This window comes from Polynucleobacter necessarius, from assembly GCF_900095215.1.
In the GTDB taxonomy this organism is placed as follows: Bacteria; Pseudomonadota; Gammaproteobacteria; order Burkholderiales; family Burkholderiaceae; genus Polynucleobacter; species Polynucleobacter necessarius_H.
Genome location: NZ_LT606949.1, coordinates 373086 through 392713 on the forward strand (window position 1 = coordinate 373086; position 19628 = coordinate 392713).

Here is a 19628-nt window from a genome sequence, read left to right on the forward strand (position 1 = left end):
TGCAACGAGGGATGAAAAACGACGAAGGTTGCTCTCCGTACCTGATCTGAGATATTCAGGTTTTTGATTCAAACGGATTGTCAGACTTTCCCATCGTCTACGGTGCATATGAATCACTTTACCCAAAAATTTGGGGTTTGCAAGCACCTCAGAACAAATTGTTGTAAAAATTATTTAGTGGCTTTGGCGGCTTGTAATACTTCTGTCACATGGCCTGGAACCTTAAGGCCGCGCCATTCTTTCACTAGTTTGCCAGAGGAGTCAAAAAGAAAAGTGCTGCGCTCTACGCCACGGACTTGTTTGCCATACATATTCTTCATTTTCATGACGCCAAAGATTTGACAGAGTTCTTCTTCGGTATCGGAAACCAGCTCAAATGGGAGTTGCAGTTTGCTGCGGAAATTGTCATGGGATTTGAGGCTATCTCGGGAAACCCCTACCACCAGAGTATTCGCTTTGGTGAATGCTTCAATATTGTCTCTGAATTCACTAGACTCAGCGGTGCACCCTGGCGTCATATCTTTAGGATAAAAATACAGAACCAGTTTTTTGCCTTTTGCAGACGCTGGTGACAACGTTAATCCAGAGGTTGCTGGAATTGCGCACTGCGGCATGGGTTGCCCAATAGTTACTGTCATGATGAATCCTTTGTTAATGGGGTGTCTCTGGGTTTTATGTATTTCATTCTTTATTTTGAATGATAAGTTCGCCACTGCGATTGGGTATTGCTCCCCAGGTCAGTGGTAATACGGCTATTTTATCGAGTTGCTTGGTGGCTTCCCAGGATTGGTGAAGTTCAGCCATTGTGACTAAATCATGGCCTTGGTTTAGCCACCCAGCTAGCAACTGTTCAAATGCGGGTAAAGGCTTTTGTCCCTCTAATTCGGCATGCAAAGTGAAGACTTGGTCATTTGGGTTGCTTTGAGTAATTGCTAGCAATTTTTTAACTGCGCCAAATTCATCCCCGTCATCGATGCCAATCAACTCATCAAAGGTAGGCAGCGTTGTTGGGTATTGGACATGCTTGGCTTTGCCTGAAGACAGGGCCAGGCGATATGGCATGAGATTAGGCTCGGATCTGCCATCAGAAGAGTGGGTAATACCCCATTGATCAAGTTGTTCGAAAGCGGTTTCATTCATTTGCCAGCCAGCCGCTCCATAAGTGACTGGCGCATGGTCAAAGATCTCCACAAAACGATCCCAGCTTTTTTGCATCATGGCTTTGGTCCACTGCGCATCTTGAGTGCGAACGCCATCTTGCCAAGCTACGTGATCCCAAGTGTGAATTCCTGTTTCATGACCGGCTTTATCGATTGCGCGCATTTCCGCCGCAGCTTTCTTGCCAATATCTGGACCAGGAAGAAGTACGCCATAGAGTAAGGTCTTAATGCCGTAGTGCTCCACAACAGAGGTGCGACTGACTTTTTTCAAAAAGCCTGGGCGAAAAACACGCTTTAAGGCCCAACCTGTGTGATCAGGACCAAGGCTAAAGAGAAAGGTGGCTTTTAGGCCAAATCGCTCCAGGGTACGAGCTAAGTTCGGTACGCCTTCTTGAGTGCCGCGTAAGGTATCGACATCAACCTTGAGAGCTATCTTAGCCATGAATCCTTGTACTGATTCTACTCTTTATCAACTAAGGTACGTGCTTTTTCCACATCGTCACGATAGGCTTCAAAAATATTCTTGAGCGCATCAGACATCGTAGTCGTTGGTTGCCAGCCGAGTTCACACATCGTGTTGCCAATTGCTGGAACACGATTTTGAACGTCTTGATAGCCTTTACCGTAGTAAGCGCCAGACGTGGTTTCCACAGTCTTTACTTCGTTGGCGGTCTTCGCATACTCTGGAATGCTACGAGCAATTTCCAGCATCTGATTGGCTAGCTCGCGAATAGAGTGATTGTTTTTTGGATTGCCGATGTTGTAGATCTTGCCGTTAGCAACCCCATCTTTATTGTCGATGATCCGCATTAAGGCATCGATACCATCGTCAACATAAGTGAAGGCGCGCTTCTGAGCGCCGCCGTCAACGACGTTGATGGATTCACCGCGAACAATATGACCTAAGAACTGGGTCACTACGCGGGAAGAACCTTCTTTTGGGGTGTAGATGCTATCTAAACCAGGGCCAATCCAGTTAAATGGACGGAAGAGGGTAAATGGCAAGCCTTCCATGCCGTAACCCCAGATAACACGATCCATCAGCTGCTTGGAGCAAGCGTAAATCCAACGCGGTTTATTAATTGGGCCGTAAACCATATTGGATTTAGCTGGATCAAATTCGCCGTCCTCACACATTCCATACACTTCGGAGGTGGATGGGAATACCAAATGCTTTTTGTATTTCACAGCAGAGCGAACAATTGGAAGGTTCGCTTCGAAGTCGAGTTCAAATACTTTCAGCGGCTGCTGTACATAAGTTGCCGGTGTTGCAATTGCTACTAAAGGCAAGATCACATCGCATTTACGGATGTGATATTCAACCCACTCTTTATTGATGGTGATATCGCCCTCAAAAAAGTGCATGCGGGGATGATTTACTAATTCACCAAGACGGTCGTTTTGCATATCCATGCCATAGACATCCCAATCGGTTGTCTCGAGAATGCGCTTGGAAAGGTGGTGGCCAATAAAACCGTTAACACCAAGAATGAGTACTTTTTTCATCTTTACTGCCTCGTTTTAATCTCATAAGTGTTGCTACTCAGTTGCTATTGAATTGCTATCGGGAAACCATTCCAAGATTTCTACTGCTTGGTGATCTCTGCAAATGCCGAATACCCGATTATCAACCACTTGGACACCGCAAACCCCAAGATTGAGTTGGGCCGGAAATGGTCCTTTTAGGCTCGTGCGGGCGACAGTCATGATTTTACCATCATAGTCCGTAAATGCGCCCGGATAAGGGGGTGCAACTGCTCGAACTAGGTCATGAACCTGTTTGGCAGTCTGATTCCAATGAATTTGGCCATCTGCAGGCTTTCTACCGCCAAAATAGCTGCCTTTTTCGAGCTCATTGGGCTGGCGAGGAATCTTTCCATCAAGTAGGCTGGGCAAGACCTGTTCAACGACGCTGACGGCGGCTTGACTGACTTTGCCAAATACATCGGTAGCCGTTTCATCCGGACCAATGCTGACTGCCGTTTGCCCAACAATATCTCCGGCATCCGGCTTTGCTTCCATGATGTGCAAGGTGGCGCCAGTTTCAGTTTCGCCGTGCAGGATTGCCCAATTGACTGGCGCTCGTCCCCGATATTTTGGCAGTAGTGAGCCATGCATATTGAGTGCGGCTATTTTTGCGCACGTCAATATTTTCCCTGGAATCATGAAACGATAGTAGAAAGAGAAAATGTAATCTGGGGTTAAGGATTGCAGCTTCGGAATCAAATTCACTAATTCATTTGCGTTTGGTGTGATGTAGGGAATCTTTTTTTCGGCGCATAATTTTACTACGCTACCAAACCAAACATTCTCATTTGGATCATCTTGATGAGTGACTACCAGGTCAATTTGTATACCCGCATTGAGAAGTGCCTTCAGGCAGTTAACGCCAACATCGTGATAAGCAAAGACGACAGCGTGCAATTATTTTTTCTCTAAAACGGTTTGCACAACATAGCGTGGGCGCTTGCGAATTTGCTGATAAATGCGGCCAATGTATTCGCCTAGCAGCCCAAGCCCAAAGAGCATGACACCGATTAGGAAGAAGGTGAGCGCAAAGAGCGTGAAGACACCCTCAACTTCGGCACCCAGAACAAAGCGGCGCACTAGGAGGTAGGCAAATAGGCTGCCTGCAGCCAAGGACAACAGCATGCCGAGGATCGAGAAGATCTGCAAAGGCATGATTGAGAATCCGGTAACTAAATCAAAGTTCAAGCGAATCAGTTGATAGAGGCTGTATTTAGATTCGCCAGCAAAGCGTTCTTCATGTTTGACAGAGATCTCCACTGGATTTGCGGAGAAGGTATAAGCCAACGCTGGAATAAAAGTATTGCTTTCATCACATTGACGAACGAGATCCACAATGCGGCGGCTGTAGCCACGCAACATACATCCTTGGTCGGTCATCGTGATGCGTGTGATGTTTTCACGCAAACGATTCATGGCGCGTGAAGCAAACTTCCTAAACAAGCTATCTTGGCGATTGGCGCGAATGGTGCCAACGTAATCATGACCTTTTAGTAGTTGCTCAGTCAAATCATCAATTTCTTCTGGTGGATTTTGGAGGTCCGCATCCAGGGTAATAATGTGCTCGCCTTTTGCATACTCAAAGCCAGCCATGATCGCCATGTGTTGACCAAAGTTGCTATGAAATAAAACGGCACGAGTGACATCAGGGCGCAACTCAACTTGCTTGGAAAGAATGCCTGCAGAACGATCTTTGCTGCCATCATTGACAAACACTACCTCATAGGCAAGCTGGCGTTTGGCGGCCAGTCCATCCAAAGCAGGATATAGACGATCAAATAGAGCCTGGAGGCCATCTTCCTCGTTGTAAACGGGAATAACAATGCTGAGTGTTGGGTTGGCGGCTAAATTTGCAGTCATCTCGCAATTTTGCCTGATTTTCTGGGTTTAACCCAAGAACGCTAGTTTTTGCGGTATTTCAGCAAAATTCCGACCAATCCACTGGCTATACGGCCAATATCCTCATCGGCCATTGCGGCGAATAAGGGGAGGGTCAAAATAGATCGACCGATGCGTTCAGCAATCGGAGTGTCCGAAGTTTTATAGCCTTGGTTTTTGTAGAGCGTAAAACCGGTAATTGCTGGGTAATGAACTCCAGTGCCAATACCAAGATCTTTCAACTCAGTCATGATTTGGGCGCGGTCAGTATTTAGCTGCTCAAGTGGTAAAACAACTTGAAACATATGCCAGTTGTTACCAGTAAAGTTTGCTACTGGCAATTCTAATTTCAAATCTTGCAATCGAGCAGATTTCAATTCGGCGAGAATAGCCTCAAAATACTGGTGTGCTAAAGCAGCACGGCGCGCTTGATATGAGGGGAGTTGCTTTAGTTGTTCAAGACCAATGGCGGCATTCACATCTGTCAAATTATCTTTGCCGCCGAGAACATCCACATCCATTCCATCCATGCCTTGGCGGGTTAGTCCTTGCAGGCGGAGCTTCTCGGCAAGCTTTGCTTCATCTGCATTGTTGAGAACCAGACATCCACCCTCAACAGTAGTGAGATTTTTGTTGGCCTGAAAGCTGAAGCTCACCAAGTCGCCAAAGCTACCAATTTTTTTGCCTTTCCACTGTGATCCAAAGGCTTGTGCGGCATCTTCGATGACACGGAGATGATGTTGTTTGGCTAAGGCATAGAGCTGATCCATATTCACAGACAAGCCCGCTAAATAGACTGGCATAATTGCGCGAGTTTTTGAAGTAATAGCGGCCGATACTTGATTGAGATCAATGTTGCGCGTTACTGGATCAATGTCAACAAACACAGGTTTGGCGCCAATACTCAAAATGACATTCGATGTTGCTACCCAAGAAATGGGTGTAGTGATCACTTCATCACCATCGCCAATGCCAGCAACTTGCAGGGCGATCTTCATCGTAGCGGTGCCATTGGCAAAACAGCGGACAGGACGATTCGCAAAGTATTTGCTTAAGGTTGCTTCAAATTCAGCAACCTTGGGTCCAGATGTCACCCAACCTGAACGCAATACCTCTGAGACCGCATCAATTGTTTCTTGGTTGAAGCTGGGGCGCGTGAAAGGTATGAATGAATGGTTGTGTGACATGATTTTTAGATATTACTGCGTTACTGTGCCACTTTTGGCGTGTCAGGATGCTTCACGATCATTCTGCGCGAGTCTCGATCGACTTCCTGCATAGGGAGTTGACCTTTTAGCGCATCAAATTGCTCTGGAACCATCAGGGCGTAGGCTGTTTGATCTTCTTGCCAACGATTAATAAAGGCATCTAGTGTCGGTATCCAGAGATCGGGCTCTTGATTGACGCCAAACTCGAGTTCATCGGGCGATTCCACCATGATCATGGGTCGGCCTAAATAGAATGGCACTGTGTGGTCTAAGAGGCGCACGGAATAGAAATTCACTTTTTCGGGAATGGTGGTTTTAACGCGCTCCACAAGATCAATGCCAGAGACCGCGCGACCTAAAGTTTCGTGACCCGTACCCGCAATGATGGCGCAGAGAAAAAATCCACAAGCAAAACTGACAACGCTTTGAATGCCATTACGTTTGCTTTGCCATGCGGCGTAAGCGCTAAAACTGACTAGCGCAACTAAGGCTGCAATCACCCAATAGGTGTATTGCGCATATGCCTCAATTTCATCGGGTCGTGCTTGTTTGCCAATGGCATCGAGAAAGAGAAATCCAGCGCATCCCAAAATCGTAAAACCGATTGTTTGCAATTTCCATGGAAATGCCATGATATTGGTATGGCCTAACAAGCGATCTAAGCGGTTGCCAATCAGTAATGCGAGTGCGGGAAAAACAGGAATGATGTAACCAGGCAGCTTGGAGCGTGAGACGCTAAAAAACGCGAAGATCACCCCAAACCAGCAAGCCAATAACCAGCCAGCAGAAAACTCGCGACGGCGCTCGCTCCAAGCCTGCGCAATTGATCCGGGCACTTGAAGAATCCAGGGGAGCAGGCCAATGAGCAAGAGCGGTACAAAGTAATAAATCGGACCCGTTCTACTATGAGCATCTTGAGTAAATCGTTGTAGATGCTCATGAATAAAAAAGAATTCTAAGAACTGTGGGTCGCGCTGCGCCACCAACACAAACCAAGGCGCAGTGATTGCTAGGAACAAAATACTTCCGCTAAATAAACGTAAGCGAGTCCAAATTTTCCAGTCCAAAGTGCTAAGGGAATATGCAATGCAAACCATTGCAGGAATGGCGGCGCCAATTACACCTTTGGATAAAGTTGCCAGCGCCATGAAGACCCAACAAGCCCACATCCAATTTCGACAACTATTTTTGTTGTGAGAAGTTTGAGCAGTCAATAGACTGCAAAGTGCAGCGACTAAAAAAGCAGACAAGCCCATGTCCAGTGAATTGAAGTGGCCGCTGATAACCCACATCGGACTTGATGCCAATACAACTGCTGCTAGCCATCCTGCTCTGGCGTTATAAATCCGCGCCCCAGTAAATCCAACTAAAAGAATAGTTAAGAAGCCGGTGAGCGCTGTCCAAAGACGTGCCTGCCAATCACCAATACCAAACACTTGAAATGCTCCGGCAGTAGCCCAAGCCTGTAATGGCGGCTTTTCGAAATACTTATAGCCGTTGTAGCGTGGGGTAATCCAGTCGCCGGTAACCAACATTTCTCGCGCAATTTCCGCATAGCGTCCTTCATCAGAAGGAATTAAGTGGCGGTAATTAAGCGTGCCAAACCAGAGCAGGGCATAAATGATGACCAATAGCAAAATTTTGCCCGGATGCAGGGCTGATGATTGCCGAATTTGGCCAAATTGCATTACACAGGCTCCACAATCAAGGCCAGAAGGACTTGCCGTCCTTCGCCTACTAGGATGTTGTAAGTGCGACATACGGCTTGAGAATCCATGACTTCAAAGCCAATTTTGGCCTCGATCAGGGTTTTTAGGAGCTCTGGCTTAGGGAAGCGCTGGCGACCACCAGTCCCAATAAGGATTAATTCTGGTTTTAAATCAACGAGTTGCGCAAAGTGATGGGCTTCTATGGCCGCAAATGTCTGGGCAGACCATTCAGAGATGGCGCCATTCGAACTAAGGACAACCGCATGGGCGTAAGGAGTCTTATTGATCTCTACGTAGCCATCGCCGTAGCCGGTAATCGTATTCGCTCCGGAATGGGGGTAAGATTGAAGCTTCAAAGTGGGCTCTCTGTCATAATTAGGTGGATTATAAGCTAGCTGTTTTTTCTCATATTTCAAGAATTTACCCTTAAATTTATTTTGAAACCGATCCGAAAGTCCCAAAAGCTCGATAACGTCTGTTATGACATACGTGGTCCGGTGCTCGAGCTTGCTCAGCGCATGGAGGCAGAGGGTCAAAAAATCATCAAATTAAACATCGGAAACGTAGGGGTTTTCGGTTTTGATCCACCTGAAGAGATTCAGTTGAACATGATCCGCAATTTGAGCAATGCCTCAGCTTATTCTGATTCCAAAGGAACCCTTGCTGCTCGAAAAGCCATCATGCAGTATTGCCAAGAAAAAGGCATTCAAGGAGTGACCTTGGATGATGTGTATACCGGCAATGGTGTTTCTGAGCTCATCGTTCTCTCAATGAACGCGCTCTTAAATGATGGTGATGAAGTATTGATTCCAACACCAGATTACCCGCTATGGACTGCTGCAGTCAGCTTATCAAGTGGCACACCGGTGCACTATCTTTGTGATGAATCCAAAGAGTGGGCGTTAGACTTAAATGATTTACGTAAAAAAATCACGTCTCGCACTAAAGCGATTGTGGTGATCAATCCAAACAATCCGACTGGCGCGATTTACTCCAAAGAAGTATTGCTTGAGTTGATTCAGATCGCTCGTGCGAATGGATTGATATTGTTTGCCGATGAGATTTACGACAAGATGTTGTACGACGGTGCGCAGCATATCTCATTAGCCTCGCTATCTACTGATGTGGTCACCATTACTTTTAATGGCCTATCTAAAAACTATCGTTCATGCGGCTACCGCGCTGGATGGATGATTGTTTCTGGCGATAAAGAAATGGTGCGCGATTACATTGAGGGATTAAACATGCTGGCCTCGATGCGTTTATGCGCAAACGTCCCAGGTCAATACGCAATTCAGACTGCGTTGGGCGGTTACCAAAGTATTAATGATTTGGTGGGCGAGGGCGGTCGTCTTGCAAAACAACGTGATCTTGCGTGGAACCTCATTACGGATATTCCGGGTGTGACATGCGTGAAACCAAAATCCGCTTTGTATTTATTTCCAAGATTAGACCCCGAAGTTTATCCAATCGATGAGGATCAACAATTTGTCGCTGATCTCTTAAAAGAAGAAAAAGTATTGTTGGTGCAAGGCTCTGGTTTTAACTGGGGAAAACCTGACCACTTCCGCGTAGTGTTCTTGCCTCACGAAGATGTACTCAAGGAAGCTATTGGCCGCCTTGCACGTTTTCTGGAGCGTTATCGTAATAAGCATAGCCGTAAGGCTTCTTCAACTGCAACAAAGGCATCATGAAACCGATTCAAGTAGGTCTGTTAGGTATTGGCACTGTTGGTGGTGGCGTATTCACTGTTCTCGAGCGTAACCAAGATGAGATTACGCGTCGCGCCGGTCGTGGCATTCGAATTAATACGGTTGCCGACCTGAATGTAGAGCGCGCTAAAGAATTAGTGAAGGATCGCGCGCAAGTGGTGAGTGATGCTCGTGCCGTGATTAATAACCCAGAGATCGACATCGTTGTGGAACTCATTGGCGGTTCTGGCATTGCTAAAGACCTGGTGCTTGAGGCAATTGCCGCCGGTAAATATGTGGTTACAGCCAATAAGGCATTGATCGCTGTGCACGGTAACGAAATTTTTAAGGCTGCCCATGCTAAAGGCGTAATGGTGGCGTTTGAAGCTGCTGTAGCGAGTGGAATTCCGATTATTAAAGCTTTGCGCGAAAGCTTAACCGCTAACCGCATTGAGTGGATCGCCGGCATTATTAATGGCACCACGAATTTCATCTTGTCGGAAATGCGTGATAAAGGTTTGGATTTCGAGACTGTATTAAAAGAAGCGCAACGCTTGGGTTACGCCGAAGCCGATCCTACTTTCGATATTGAAGGTGTTGATGCCGCGCATAAAGCGACCATCATGAGTGCGATTGCATTCGGTATTCCAATGCAGTTCGAGAAAGCGCACGTTGAAGGCATTACTAAGCTTGCTGCAATTGATATTAAATATGCCGAGCAACTGGGTTATCGCACTAAGTTGTTGGGTATTGCGAAGAAAACGCCAACTGGTGTTGAATTGCGCGTTCATCCAACTTTAATTCCATCTAAGCGTTTGATTGCCAATGTTGAGGGCGCTATGAATGCCGTTCAAGTATTTGGTGATGCCGTTGGGACTACTTTGTATTACGGTAAAGGCGCAGGCTCAGAGCCAACCGCATCTGCAGTGATTGCGGACTTGGTGGATATCACTCGTTTATTGCGCGCCGATGCTGAGCATCGTGTGCCTTACTTGGCCTTCCAGCCAGATGCTGTGCAAGACACTCCCGTATTGCCAATTGGTGAGATCACTACAAGCTACTATTTGCGTTTGCGTGTCGTAGATCAGGCTGGCGTGTTGGCGGATATCACGAAGATTTTGGCTTCACACGGTGTTTCTATTGACGCTCTATTGCAAAAAGAAGCAGATGAGGGTGAAAGTCAAACTGATTTAGTGGCTTTGACGCACGAAACCAAAGAAAAGAATATGCTTGCCGCAATTAAAGAGATTCAAGCTCTGAAAACTGTTGCTGGCGAAGTGGTGAAGATCCGTTTAGAAAATCTGTCTTAAGTAAATTTAGCAAAATACATGCGTTACCAATCTACTCGCGGCAATAGCCCACAACAATCCTTTTTAGAAATTTTGTTTGGTGGATTGGCGCCTGATGGCGGCTTGTATTTACCTACTCAGTATCCAAAAGTTACTGCAGGGCAATTGGATTCCTGGCGTGGCCTGTCTTATGCCGATCTAGCTTATGAAGTCCTCAGTTTGTATTGCGACGATATTCCCGAGGCGGACTTGCGTGTGCTCTTGCGTAAAACCTATACCGAACAGGTTTATTGCAATGGCCGCCCACAAGACAATGCTACAGACATTACGCCTTTGGACTGGTTGGGCGAAGAGCGGGATACATGCATCGGTCTTCTCAGTATTTCAAATGGGCCCACCTTAGCTTTTAAAGATATGGCGATGCAGTTGCTTGGCAATCTGTTTGAATATGCTTTGAAGAAAAAAGGTCAGCAGCTCAATATTTTAGGCGCCACTTCTGGTGATACTGGTAGTGCCGCCGAATACGCTATGCGCGGTAAAGAAGGAGTGAAGGTATTTATGCTTTCACCACGCGGAAAAATGAGCGCGTTTCAGTCTGCGCAAATGTATTCTTTGCAAGACCCCAATATTTTTAACTTAGCGGTTGCTGGTGTATTTGATGACTGCCAGGATATTGTTAAGGCGGTTAGCAATGACCATGCCTTTAAAGCGAAGAACCAAATTGGCACCGTTAATTCGATTAACTGGTGTCGTGTAGTCGCCCAAGTGGTGTACTACTTCCAGGGATATTTACTAGCGACTAAATCCAGTTCTGAAAAGGTTTCGTTTACCGTGCCTTCTGGCAACTTTGGCAATGTCTGCGCAGGTCATATTGCCCGCATGATGGGCTTGCCTATCGAGCACTTAGTGGTTGCCACGAACGAAAATGATGTGCTGGACGAGTTTTTCCGCACGGGCGTATATCGCGCGCGTAAGTCGGCTGAGACGCTGCATACTTCTAGTCCATCCATGGATATTTCTAAAGCAAGCAACTTTGAGCGCTTTGTTTTTGATTTTATGGGTCAAGACGGCAAAGCGACTGCGGGGATGTTTAAACAAGTAGATGAGGCTGGTGGATTCGATATCTCTAAAGACGCTGTTTTCAAAGACCTTGGTAAGTATGGATTCCAATCTGGCCGAAGCACACATGAGAATCGCCTAGAAACGATTCGTGATGTTTATAAGCAATACGAAGTCATGATCGATCCACATACCGCCGATGGTGTGAAAGTCGCTCGTGAGCACTTGCAGGCTGGTATTCCGATGATCGTGCTTGAAACTGCATTACCAATTAAGTTCGAGGAAACCATTGAGCTTGCTTTGGGTCGTCCGGCTGAGTGCCCACCCGCATTCAAAGACATTAAATCTAAGCCGCAGCGCGTGGAAAATATTGATGCCGATGTCAATCAGGTTAAAGCTTGTATAACGACACATCTAAGTTAATTTTTAACCTAGAAAATTGAAGTAATACAAATCATCTTATGACTAAGCCACCGATGTTGACTGCGCAGCAGGCTTTGGACCATTTGCTTTTTCATGCCAAACCTGTGCAAGAGAGCAAAAGCATTTCGATGCAGGCAACTCTGGGTCGTGTGCTCGCAGAAGATGTATGTAGCCTAGTGGATGTACCGCCGCTAGATAACACCTCCATGGATGGGTATGCGGTGCGTACTGCTGACACCCAAAATGCTGGAAGCACTCTCAGAATTGCTAAGCGCATTCCAGCAGGTTCTATTGGAGCTCAGTTAGAGTCAGGCACTGCCACCAGAATTTTTACTGGTGCTCCGATGCCGCCTGGTGCTGATGCGGTGGTCATGCAAGAGGATTGCGCGGTAGAAGGTCAGTCCAATCAGGTGGTCATTAATGTTGCTCCAATATCTGGTCAGTGGATTCGTCGTAGGGGTGAAGATTTAACTGCTGGTAAAACCGCGCTTACTTCTGGCACATTCTTGCGCCCACAAGAATTAGGTGTTGCTGCTTCAGCCGTGCTAACCCACCTCAATGTAAAGCGTCGCGTAAGAGTGGCTGCATTCTTTACGGGTGATGAGTTAGCCATTCCAGGTGAGCCATTAAAACCAGGCGGCATTTACAACTCTAATCGCGATACTTTATTGGCAAGCCCTTGGCATTTGGCGCGGTTAAAAAACGGATGAAGCTAAAGGTGGTGAGGCTTGGTGTATCGGTTTGCCAGGCAATCCGGTCTCCAGCTTTGTTACTTTCTTGTTATTTGTTCGCCCCTTCATTTTGAAATTACAAGGGCGTGAATCCAAGGCTTCGCAAGCCTATCTCATGCGCGCAGACTTTGATTGGTTAAAAGCCGATCGTCGTAATGAATTCCTGCGCGTCAAGATTAACGATCAGGGGGCTTAGCTCTGTTTCCCACCCAAAGCTCGGGAGTGCGTACCAGCGCCTCTTTGGGTGATTGTTTGGTAGATTGCCCGCCTAATCAACCAATCAAGGCAGGCGATCTCGTGAAATACATCCCCTTTGATGCGCTTCTTAAATAATCGGTTTACGATTATGCAATGAAACTTGCATTACGATTCTTGGCCTCATTGCGTGAAGCCCTTGGTGTCTCGCAAGAGAGCGTGACTATTCCTGATGCGGTGAAGACGATTGCCGATCTCAGAGGTCACCTTATCGCGCGCGGCAATCCTTGGGTGGAAGTGTTGGCCGAAGGCAAGGTATTGCGTTGCGCTCTCAATCACCACATGGTTGATGCCGGCACACCATTGCAAGAGGGTGCGGAAGTGGCATTTTTCCCACCGGTCACTGGGGGCTAGTGTGTCTAAGTCTTGCATGCGTATCCAAGAGGGTGATTTTGATCTGGGTGCTGAAATAGCGGCCCTACGCAAAGGTGATCCACGGGTTGGCGCGGTAGTGCCTTTCTTGGGCACAGTTCGCGATATGAATGACGGCAGTCAGGTAAAGGGTATGACGCTTGAGCACGACCCTGGCATGACGGAAAAGGCGTTGCAAGAAATTCTGGATCAGGCTTCAGCGCGTTGGAACATTTATCAGACGCTAGTCATCCATCGCGTTGGCCCACTACGTCCGGAGGATCAAATTGTTTTGGTGGTGGTAAGCAGTGCGAATCGGGGAGAAGCTTTTGCTGCTTGCGAGTACATCATGGACTACCTGAAAACGGCAGCCCCATTTTGGAAAAAAGAAGATACCCCTGGAGGTGCTCGTTGAGTTGATGCCCGCATTACTGACGAAGCCGCAATGGCGCGTTTGGAAAAGAAGTAAGCAAAGTAATCAGCTCGTTTTTTTTTACTTCATTTTAAAAAACGCCAATTTTTCAGATCTGGGCAGTTGCTTTAGTTTTTCCTCTGCTTTTGAGGCCCCAGAGCGATCGGGATGCTCCTGTGTCGCCAAAAGAATGACTGGTCTGCGCGCTCTTGTGTAGCGTGCGCCTTGCCCTGAATTATGGGCTGTTAGGCGATGCTCTAAGCGGTTCATAATCCCGGCATAGTAAATGCCATCAGCGCATTCAAGTAGATAAACAAGCCAGGTCAAAATAGGTCAAATTAGAGTTAAAAATGGCTCAAAAACCCTTGAAATTGGCAATATTGCCATTATATCCTATAGATATAGATATTCATAGAGTTGATGGGATATAAAAATGAGAATAGATAAATTAACAACTAAATTTCAAGAGGCTCTCAGCGAGGCGAAAAGTATCACTTTGGCTAAAGACAATCAATATATCGAGCCTGCCCACGTTTTGTTGGCGATGTTGCGTGACTCCGACGGTGGCGCAAAGAGTTTACTATCTCGCGCAGGCGTCAATGTTGCCGGCTTGGAAAAGGGCGTAGAGAAGATTATTAGCAACCTTCCTGAGGTGCAGGGTACCAGCGGAGAAGTCCAGGTTGGTCGTGATTTAAGTAATTGGCTGAATTTATGTGAAAAAGCAGCCAATAAACGCAATGATCAATTTATCGCTGGCGAGTTGTTTTTGCTGGTGGTTGCTGATGACAAAGGCGAGCTTGGAACAGTTGCCCGTGAGAATGGATTAAATCGTAAATCGTTAGAAGCGGCTATTGATTTAGTGCGCGGTGGAGAATCAGTGAATAGTGCGGATGCGGAATGTCAACGTGAGGCCTTAAAAAAATACACAGTCGATTTAACTGAGCGTGCTCGCATGGGTAAGCTTGATCCGGTAATTGGTCGCGATGATGAGATTCGTCGCACTATTCAGATCTTGCAACGTCGTGGCAAAAATAATCCAGTGTTGATTGGTGAGCCAGGTGTGGGTAAGACTGCCATTGTTGAAGGCCTGGCCCAGCGTATCGTCAATGGGGAAGTGCCTGAAACCTTGAAGAACAAGCGTGTTTTGGTCTTGGATATGGCTTTGCTATTGGCTGGCGCTAAATACCGTGGTGAATTCGAAGAGCGCCTGAAGGCGGTCCTCAGTGACGTTGCCAAAGATGAAGGTCAAACCATTATCTTTATTGACGAGATTCACACAATGGTTGGTGCTGGCAAGGGTAATGGCGCGATGGATGCTGGCAATATGCTTAAGCCTGCTTTGGCTCGCGGTGAATTGCATTGCATTGGCGCAACCACCTTGGACGAATATCGCAAGTACATTGAAAAAGATCCAGCGCTGGAGCGCCGTTTCCAAAAAGTGATGGTTGAAGAGCCAAGTGTTGAGGCAACGATTGCGATCTTGCGTGGTTTGCAAGAGCGTTATGAGCTTCACCATGGTATTGAAATTACCGATCCAGCCATTGTTGCGGCTGCGGAGCTGTCGCATCGCTACATTACCGATCGCTTCTTGCCAGATAAGGCGATTGATCTGATTGATGAAGCTGGTTCACGTATTCGGATGGAGATCGATTCCAAGCCAGAGGTAATGGATAAGCTCGAGCGCCGCCTTATTCAACTCAAGATTGAGCGTGAGGCCGTGAAGAAAGAGAAGGATGAGGATTCCCAAAAACGTTTAGGCCTGATTGAAGAAGAGATCAAGCGCTTGGGCGCTGAATATGCTGATCTGGAAGAAATCTGGAAAGCGGAGAAAGGTGCCGTGCTTGGCGCTGCCAATCTGAAAGAAGAGATTGAGAAGGTTAAAGCGGAAATCGCCAAGCTTCAGCGTGAAGGTAAGTTAGAAAAAGTTGCTGAATTGCAATACGGCAAGTTACCTGAACTTGAGGCTAAGCTGAAGTCTGCGGCTGCCGCCGAAGCGAAGGGCGACAAAGATGGCGTAGCGAAAAACAAATTGCTACGCACTCAAGTTGGCGCAGAAGAAATTGCTGAAGTAATATCTCGCGCTACGGGTATTCCGGTATCGAAGATGATGCAAGGCGAGCGCGATAAATTGCTTAAGATGGAAGAGCTATTGCATAAGCGCGTGGTTGGCCAAGAAGAGGCTATTCGTGCGGTATCCGATGCTATTCGCCGTTCTCGCGCCGGCTTGGCTGAAGAGAATCGCCCATATGGCTCTTTCCTATTCCTCGGACCTACTGGTGTTGGTAAGACTGAACTCTGTAAAGCATTGGCTGGCTTCTTGTTTGACAGTGAAGATCACCTCATTCGTATCGATATGAGTGAATTCATGGAGAAACATAGCGTTGCGCGTTTAATTGGCGCGCCCCCAGGTTATGTTGGCTACGAAGAAGGTGGTTACTTAACTGAACAAGTTCGTCGTCATCCATATAGCGTTATCTTGTTTGATGAAATTGAAAAAGCACATCCAGACGTATTTAACGTGCTCTTGCAGGTCTTGGATGATGGTCGTTTGACTGATGGTCAAGGTCGTACGGTGGACTTTAAGAACACGGTGATTGTTATGACCAGCAATATTGGTTCGCATGTGATTCAATCAATGGCTGATAAGAAGCTGTCGAAAATCAAAGAGGCGGTATTTGAAGAATTGAAGAACCATTTCCGCCCTGAGTTCTTAAACCGCATTGATGAAATCGTCGTGTTCCATGGCTTGGATAAAGGCAATATCGCTAACATCGCGAAGATTTTGCTCAAAAATCTGTCAGATCGCTTGGCGAAAGTCGACATGCAGCTTGAAGTGAGTGATGCGGCTTTGAATAAGATTGCGGAAGTAGGTTTTGATCCGGTCTTTGGAGCAAGGCCGCTTAAGCGAGCGATTCAGCAGCATATTGAGAACCCTGTTTCCAAGATGATCTTGGAAGGCAAGTTCGGACCTAAGGACGTAGTTCCCGTAGATGTCGATAAGGCGGGCGACTTTAGCTTTAGCCGTCAGGTTCATTAAGCAATAAAAATGTAGTTCAGCAGGAATATTCCTGCGCCAGTAAACTCGGTACATGACTGTTGCGCTTAGTAGGCGTGCCAGTGATGTCCGGGTTATTGGTCTCATTAGTCTGGCTCACGGCAGCTCTCATTTCTTTCATTTAATACTTCCTACCATTTTTCCATGGTTGAAGGCGGAGTTTGGCTTTAACTATGCCGAGCTGGGCTTGTTAATGACGGTCTTTTTTGTGGTCTCTTGCGTTGTTCAAGCTAGTTCAGGTTTTTTGGTTGATCGCATAGGCGCCCGCCCCGTTTTATTTGCTGGAGTGGGCTTGTTATCACTTGCAGCTCTAACTTACTCACAGAGCAATGGTTATGCGATGTTAGTGCTGGGTGCGGTGATTGCAGGATGTGGCAATGGTGTATTTCACCCAGTTGATTACACACTCATTAACCATAAGGTTTCCCTTCCAAATCTTCCATATGCCTATTCTGTTCATGGCGTTACTGGATATTTGGGATGGGCGGCGGCACCAGCCTTAATGGTTGGCATGACGACATTGTTTGATTGGCGCATTGCGTTTCTCACTGCAGCAACCCTTGAAGCTATGATTTTATTGATATTGTGGCTGAGTCGTGAGCGCTTAATAGATGATGTACACGCAAGGAGAGATGAGTCTCAGGCTAGTCATACCGCAAGTAATCCTGGGGCTGCCCCCTTAAGTACTTTTGGTTTTCTAAAGCTACCAGCCGTTTGGTTATGCTGGATTTTCTTTTTCTTTAGCATGGCTGCTACCACCGGCTTGCAATCATTTGCGCCAACCTCGCTATTTGAAATCTATGAAATATCCGTAAGCTCAGGAAATTATTACCTCACACTTCTTTCCATGGGTGGTGCAGGTGGAATGTTATTGGGTAGTTACCTAGCGACGCGCTTAAAGGTGCCCGAAAGAATTATCACGATGTGTTTCACCGTCAACATCGTGATGGGTCTTCTGCTGGCAACGGGACTTGTACCAAAAGAAATCATCGTGATGGCTTTTATTGTGATTGGTCTTGGTCTAGGTATTGCCGCTCCATCGCGCGATTTAATGGTTCGCTCTGCCACACCGTCAGGGTCATCTGGCCGGGTGTATGGAATTGTTTACTCGGGGATTGACCTTGGTGCCGCTCTTAGCCCATTGATCTTCGGTATTTTTTTGGATGGCGGCTATCCAAAGCTGTTGTTCGTAGGTGTCGCCCTACTTCAATTAATGATTATTTTGACCAGCTTTAAGGTTTCCACTCTCAATGCCGCCAAGGGCGAGTAAATATTTTCACAATGTGAAAAGCTATTACGCTGCGTAAAATGCAGTGCAACATAGGCATGATGGTTTTATTCCAAAGAATGAATATTCATTCCATATTGCAAAATGTTATCCATAACCAATTGAATATAAACAGTTAATTATCTATCTAAATATCGTATATTTTGCTTGCTTGCTGTGGTGAGCTAGTTAAACTCTTATATAAGACATAAGACTTGAATCGATCTTAAGAATTCTCAAATTTGAATTACTTGTTTAACTTAGGGAGAAAAACATGGCAGATCGCAAAGCAGAAATCGCAGCCTTACAAAAAGATTGGGATACTAATCCACGTTGGAAGGGTATTACTCGTGGCTATACAGCCGAAGACGTAGTACGCCTGCGTGGTTCACTGAAGATTGAGCACACTTTAGCTAAACATTGCGCAGAGCGTCTTTGGGACTTGGTAAACAACGAAGCTTACGTTAACTGTTTAGGTGCTTTGACTGGCGGTTAAGCAATGCAACGAGTTAAAGCTGGTATCCAAGCTATGTACTTGTCAGGCTGGCAAGTTGCCGCCGACGGTAATTCTTATGCCGCTATGTATCCAGACCAATCTTTATATCCAGTAGATTCACTTCCGAAGATGGTTGAGCGTATTCACAACTCATTCCAGCGTGCTGATGAAATCCAGACCGCTAAAGGTATCAACCCAGGCGATGCTGGTTACATTGAGTACTTCGCTCCAATCGTTGCTGATACTGAAGCTGGTTTCGGCGGTGTATTGAACGCATTTGAATTGAGTCAGGCGTTAATCAAGCAAAGTGCTGCTGGCGTTCACTTTGAAGACCAATTGTCTTCTGTTAAGAAGTGCGGTCACTTAGGTGGCAAGGTATTATTGCCAACCACTGAATCTGTACAAAAATTGATTTCCGCACGTCTAGCTTCTGACGTTATGGGTGTTCCAACAAGTATCCTAGCCCGTACCGATGCTGAGGCTGCTGACTTGTTGACGTCTGACTACGATGAAAACGACAAGCCATTCTTGAGAGGCGAACGCACTCCAGAAGGCTTCTACAAAACACGTAAAGGCTTGGATTCAGCGATTTCACGTGGCTTGGCGTACGCTGCATACGCTGACATGGTTTGGTGTGAAACAGGTACGACTGATCTCGAGTTTGCCCGTCAATTTGCTGAAGCAATGCGTGCGAAGTTCCCAGGAAAAATGTTGGCTTACAACTGCTCGCCATCTTTCAACTGGAAGAAAAACTTGGACGACGCACCCATTGCTAAGTTCCAACGTGAATTGGGCGCGATGGGCTACAAATATCCGTTCATCACATTGGCCGGTATTCACTCCATGTGGTACAATATCTACGACTTGGCGCAAGACTACAGCAAGCGTGGCATGACTGCATCCGTAGAGAAAGTACAAGAGCCAGAGTTTGCTGCTTGTGATCGTGGTTACACATTCGTTTCACATCAGCAAGAAGTTGGCACCGGTTACTTCGACGACGTAACTACTGTTATCCAAGGTGGTAAGTCTTCTGTAACAGCGTTGACTGGTTCTACTGAAGAAGAGCAGTTCCACTAATCTTTAATAGATCCCTAAGTAGTATGTAGTAAGCAGTAGT

16 protein-coding genes and 2 pseudogenes are annotated in these 19628 nt (G+C 46.5%); 9 read left to right on the forward strand and 9 right to left on the reverse strand.

The features are described 5' to 3' along the window. Nucleotides 1–170: 170 nt before the first annotated feature. From DXE35_RS02175 to DXE35_RS02210, 8 genes are read right to left on the reverse strand one after another with little or no spacing between them, the layout of a single operon-like run. Entirely contained in the window at nt 171–638 is a 468-nt protein-coding gene (locus DXE35_RS02175) for a peroxiredoxin (RefSeq protein ID WP_114689418.1), read from the reverse strand. Nucleotides 639–681: 43 nt separating this feature from the next. Further along, complete coding sequence (locus DXE35_RS02180) at nt 682–1602, reverse strand: polysaccharide deacetylase family protein (RefSeq protein WP_114689419.1); 921 nt, start codon at nt 1600–1602, stop codon at nt 682–684. Between the two features lie 17 nt (nt 1603–1619). Further along, nucleotides 1620–2666 carry a bifunctional UDP-4-keto-pentose/UDP-xylose synthase gene (locus tag DXE35_RS02185; RefSeq protein WP_114689420.1) on the reverse strand — a complete coding sequence of 349 codons (1047 nt, stop codon included), beginning with the start codon at nt 2664–2666 and terminating at the stop codon, nt 1620–1622. 33 nt (nt 2667–2699) lie between these two features. Next, nucleotides 2700–3584, reverse strand: a complete 885-nt coding sequence (locus tag DXE35_RS02190; protein WP_114689421.1) for a formyltransferase — start codon at nt 3582–3584, stop codon at nt 2700–2702. Continuing rightward, nucleotides 3585–4547, reverse strand: coding sequence for a glycosyltransferase (locus tag DXE35_RS02195; RefSeq protein WP_114689422.1), 963 nt, complete (start codon nt 4545–4547; stop codon nt 3585–3587). Between the two features lie 41 nt (nt 4548–4588). Next, on the reverse strand, nt 4589–5752 hold the full coding sequence (locus tag DXE35_RS02200) for a DegT/DnrJ/EryC1/StrS family aminotransferase (RefSeq protein WP_114689423.1): 1164 nt from the start codon (nt 5750–5752) through the stop codon (nt 4589–4591). 20 nt (nt 5753–5772) lie between these two features. Further along, complete coding sequence (locus DXE35_RS02205) at nt 5773–7461, reverse strand: ArnT family glycosyltransferase (RefSeq protein WP_114689424.1); 1689 nt, start codon at nt 7459–7461, stop codon at nt 5773–5775. Next, nucleotides 7461–7838: an Mth938-like domain-containing protein gene (locus tag DXE35_RS02210; RefSeq protein WP_114690350.1), complete on the reverse strand. Its 378-nt coding sequence runs from the start codon at nt 7836–7838 to the stop codon at nt 7461–7463. The genes DXE35_RS02205 and DXE35_RS02210 overlap by 1 nt, the downstream gene beginning before the upstream one ends. An 81-nt stretch (nt 7839–7919) precedes the next feature. Between DXE35_RS02210 and DXE35_RS02215 the strand changes: the two genes are divergently transcribed. The 6 genes and pseudogenes from DXE35_RS02215 (at nt 7920) to DXE35_RS02240 (ending at nt 13696) form a co-directional block, all read left to right on the forward strand. Then, nucleotides 7920–9176 (forward strand): pyridoxal phosphate-dependent aminotransferase, encoded by a 1257-nt coding sequence (locus DXE35_RS02215; RefSeq protein ID WP_114689425.1) that lies wholly within the window; start codon nt 7920–7922, stop codon nt 9174–9176. After that, entirely contained in the window at nt 9173–10483 is a 1311-nt protein-coding gene (locus DXE35_RS02220; protein WP_114689426.1) for a homoserine dehydrogenase, read from the forward strand. Before DXE35_RS02215 ends, DXE35_RS02220 begins: the two co-directional genes overlap by 4 nt. An 18-nt stretch (nt 10484–10501) precedes the next feature. Further along, the gene (gene thrC / locus DXE35_RS02225) at nt 10502–11944 is read left to right on the forward strand and encodes a threonine synthase (RefSeq protein ID WP_114689427.1); all 1443 of its coding nucleotides are present in this window, start codon (nt 10502–10504) and stop codon (nt 11942–11944) included. Between the two features lie 38 nt (nt 11945–11982). Then, nucleotides 11983–13008, forward strand: a pseudogene (locus DXE35_RS02230) (molybdopterin molybdotransferase MoeA). Between the two features lie 18 nt (nt 13009–13026). Next, nucleotides 13027–13284 (forward strand): molybdopterin converting factor subunit 1, encoded by a 258-nt coding sequence (gene moaD, locus DXE35_RS02235; protein WP_114689428.1) that lies wholly within the window; start codon nt 13027–13029, stop codon nt 13282–13284. 16 nt (nt 13285–13300) lie between these two features. After that, entirely contained in the window at nt 13301–13696 is a 396-nt protein-coding gene (locus tag DXE35_RS02240) for a molybdenum cofactor biosynthesis protein MoaE (RefSeq protein ID WP_114690351.1), read from the forward strand. A 78-nt stretch (nt 13697–13774) separates the two neighbouring features. On the opposite strand, the gene DXE35_RS02245 is transcribed toward DXE35_RS02240, so the two are convergent. Then, on the reverse strand, nt 13775–14020 hold the full coding sequence (locus DXE35_RS02245; protein ID WP_114689429.1) for a GIY-YIG nuclease family protein: 246 nt from the start codon (nt 14018–14020) through the stop codon (nt 13775–13777). 106 nt (nt 14021–14126) lie between these two features. Between DXE35_RS02245 and clpB the strand changes: the two genes are divergently transcribed. From clpB to aceA, 3 genes and pseudogenes are all read left to right on the forward strand, one after another. Further along, nucleotides 14127–16730 (forward strand): ATP-dependent chaperone ClpB, encoded by a 2604-nt coding sequence (gene clpB / locus DXE35_RS02250; RefSeq protein ID WP_114689430.1) that lies wholly within the window; start codon nt 14127–14129, stop codon nt 16728–16730. A gap of 52 nt (nt 16731–16782) precedes the next feature. After that, on the forward strand, nt 16783–18018 hold the full coding sequence (locus DXE35_RS02255) for an MFS transporter (RefSeq protein ID WP_114689431.1): 1236 nt from the start codon (nt 16783–16785) through the stop codon (nt 18016–18018). 271 nt (nt 18019–18289) lie between these two features. Further along, a pseudogene (gene aceA / locus DXE35_RS02260) lies at nt 18290–19588 on the forward strand (isocitrate lyase). Nucleotides 19589–19628: the final 40 nt, after the last annotated feature.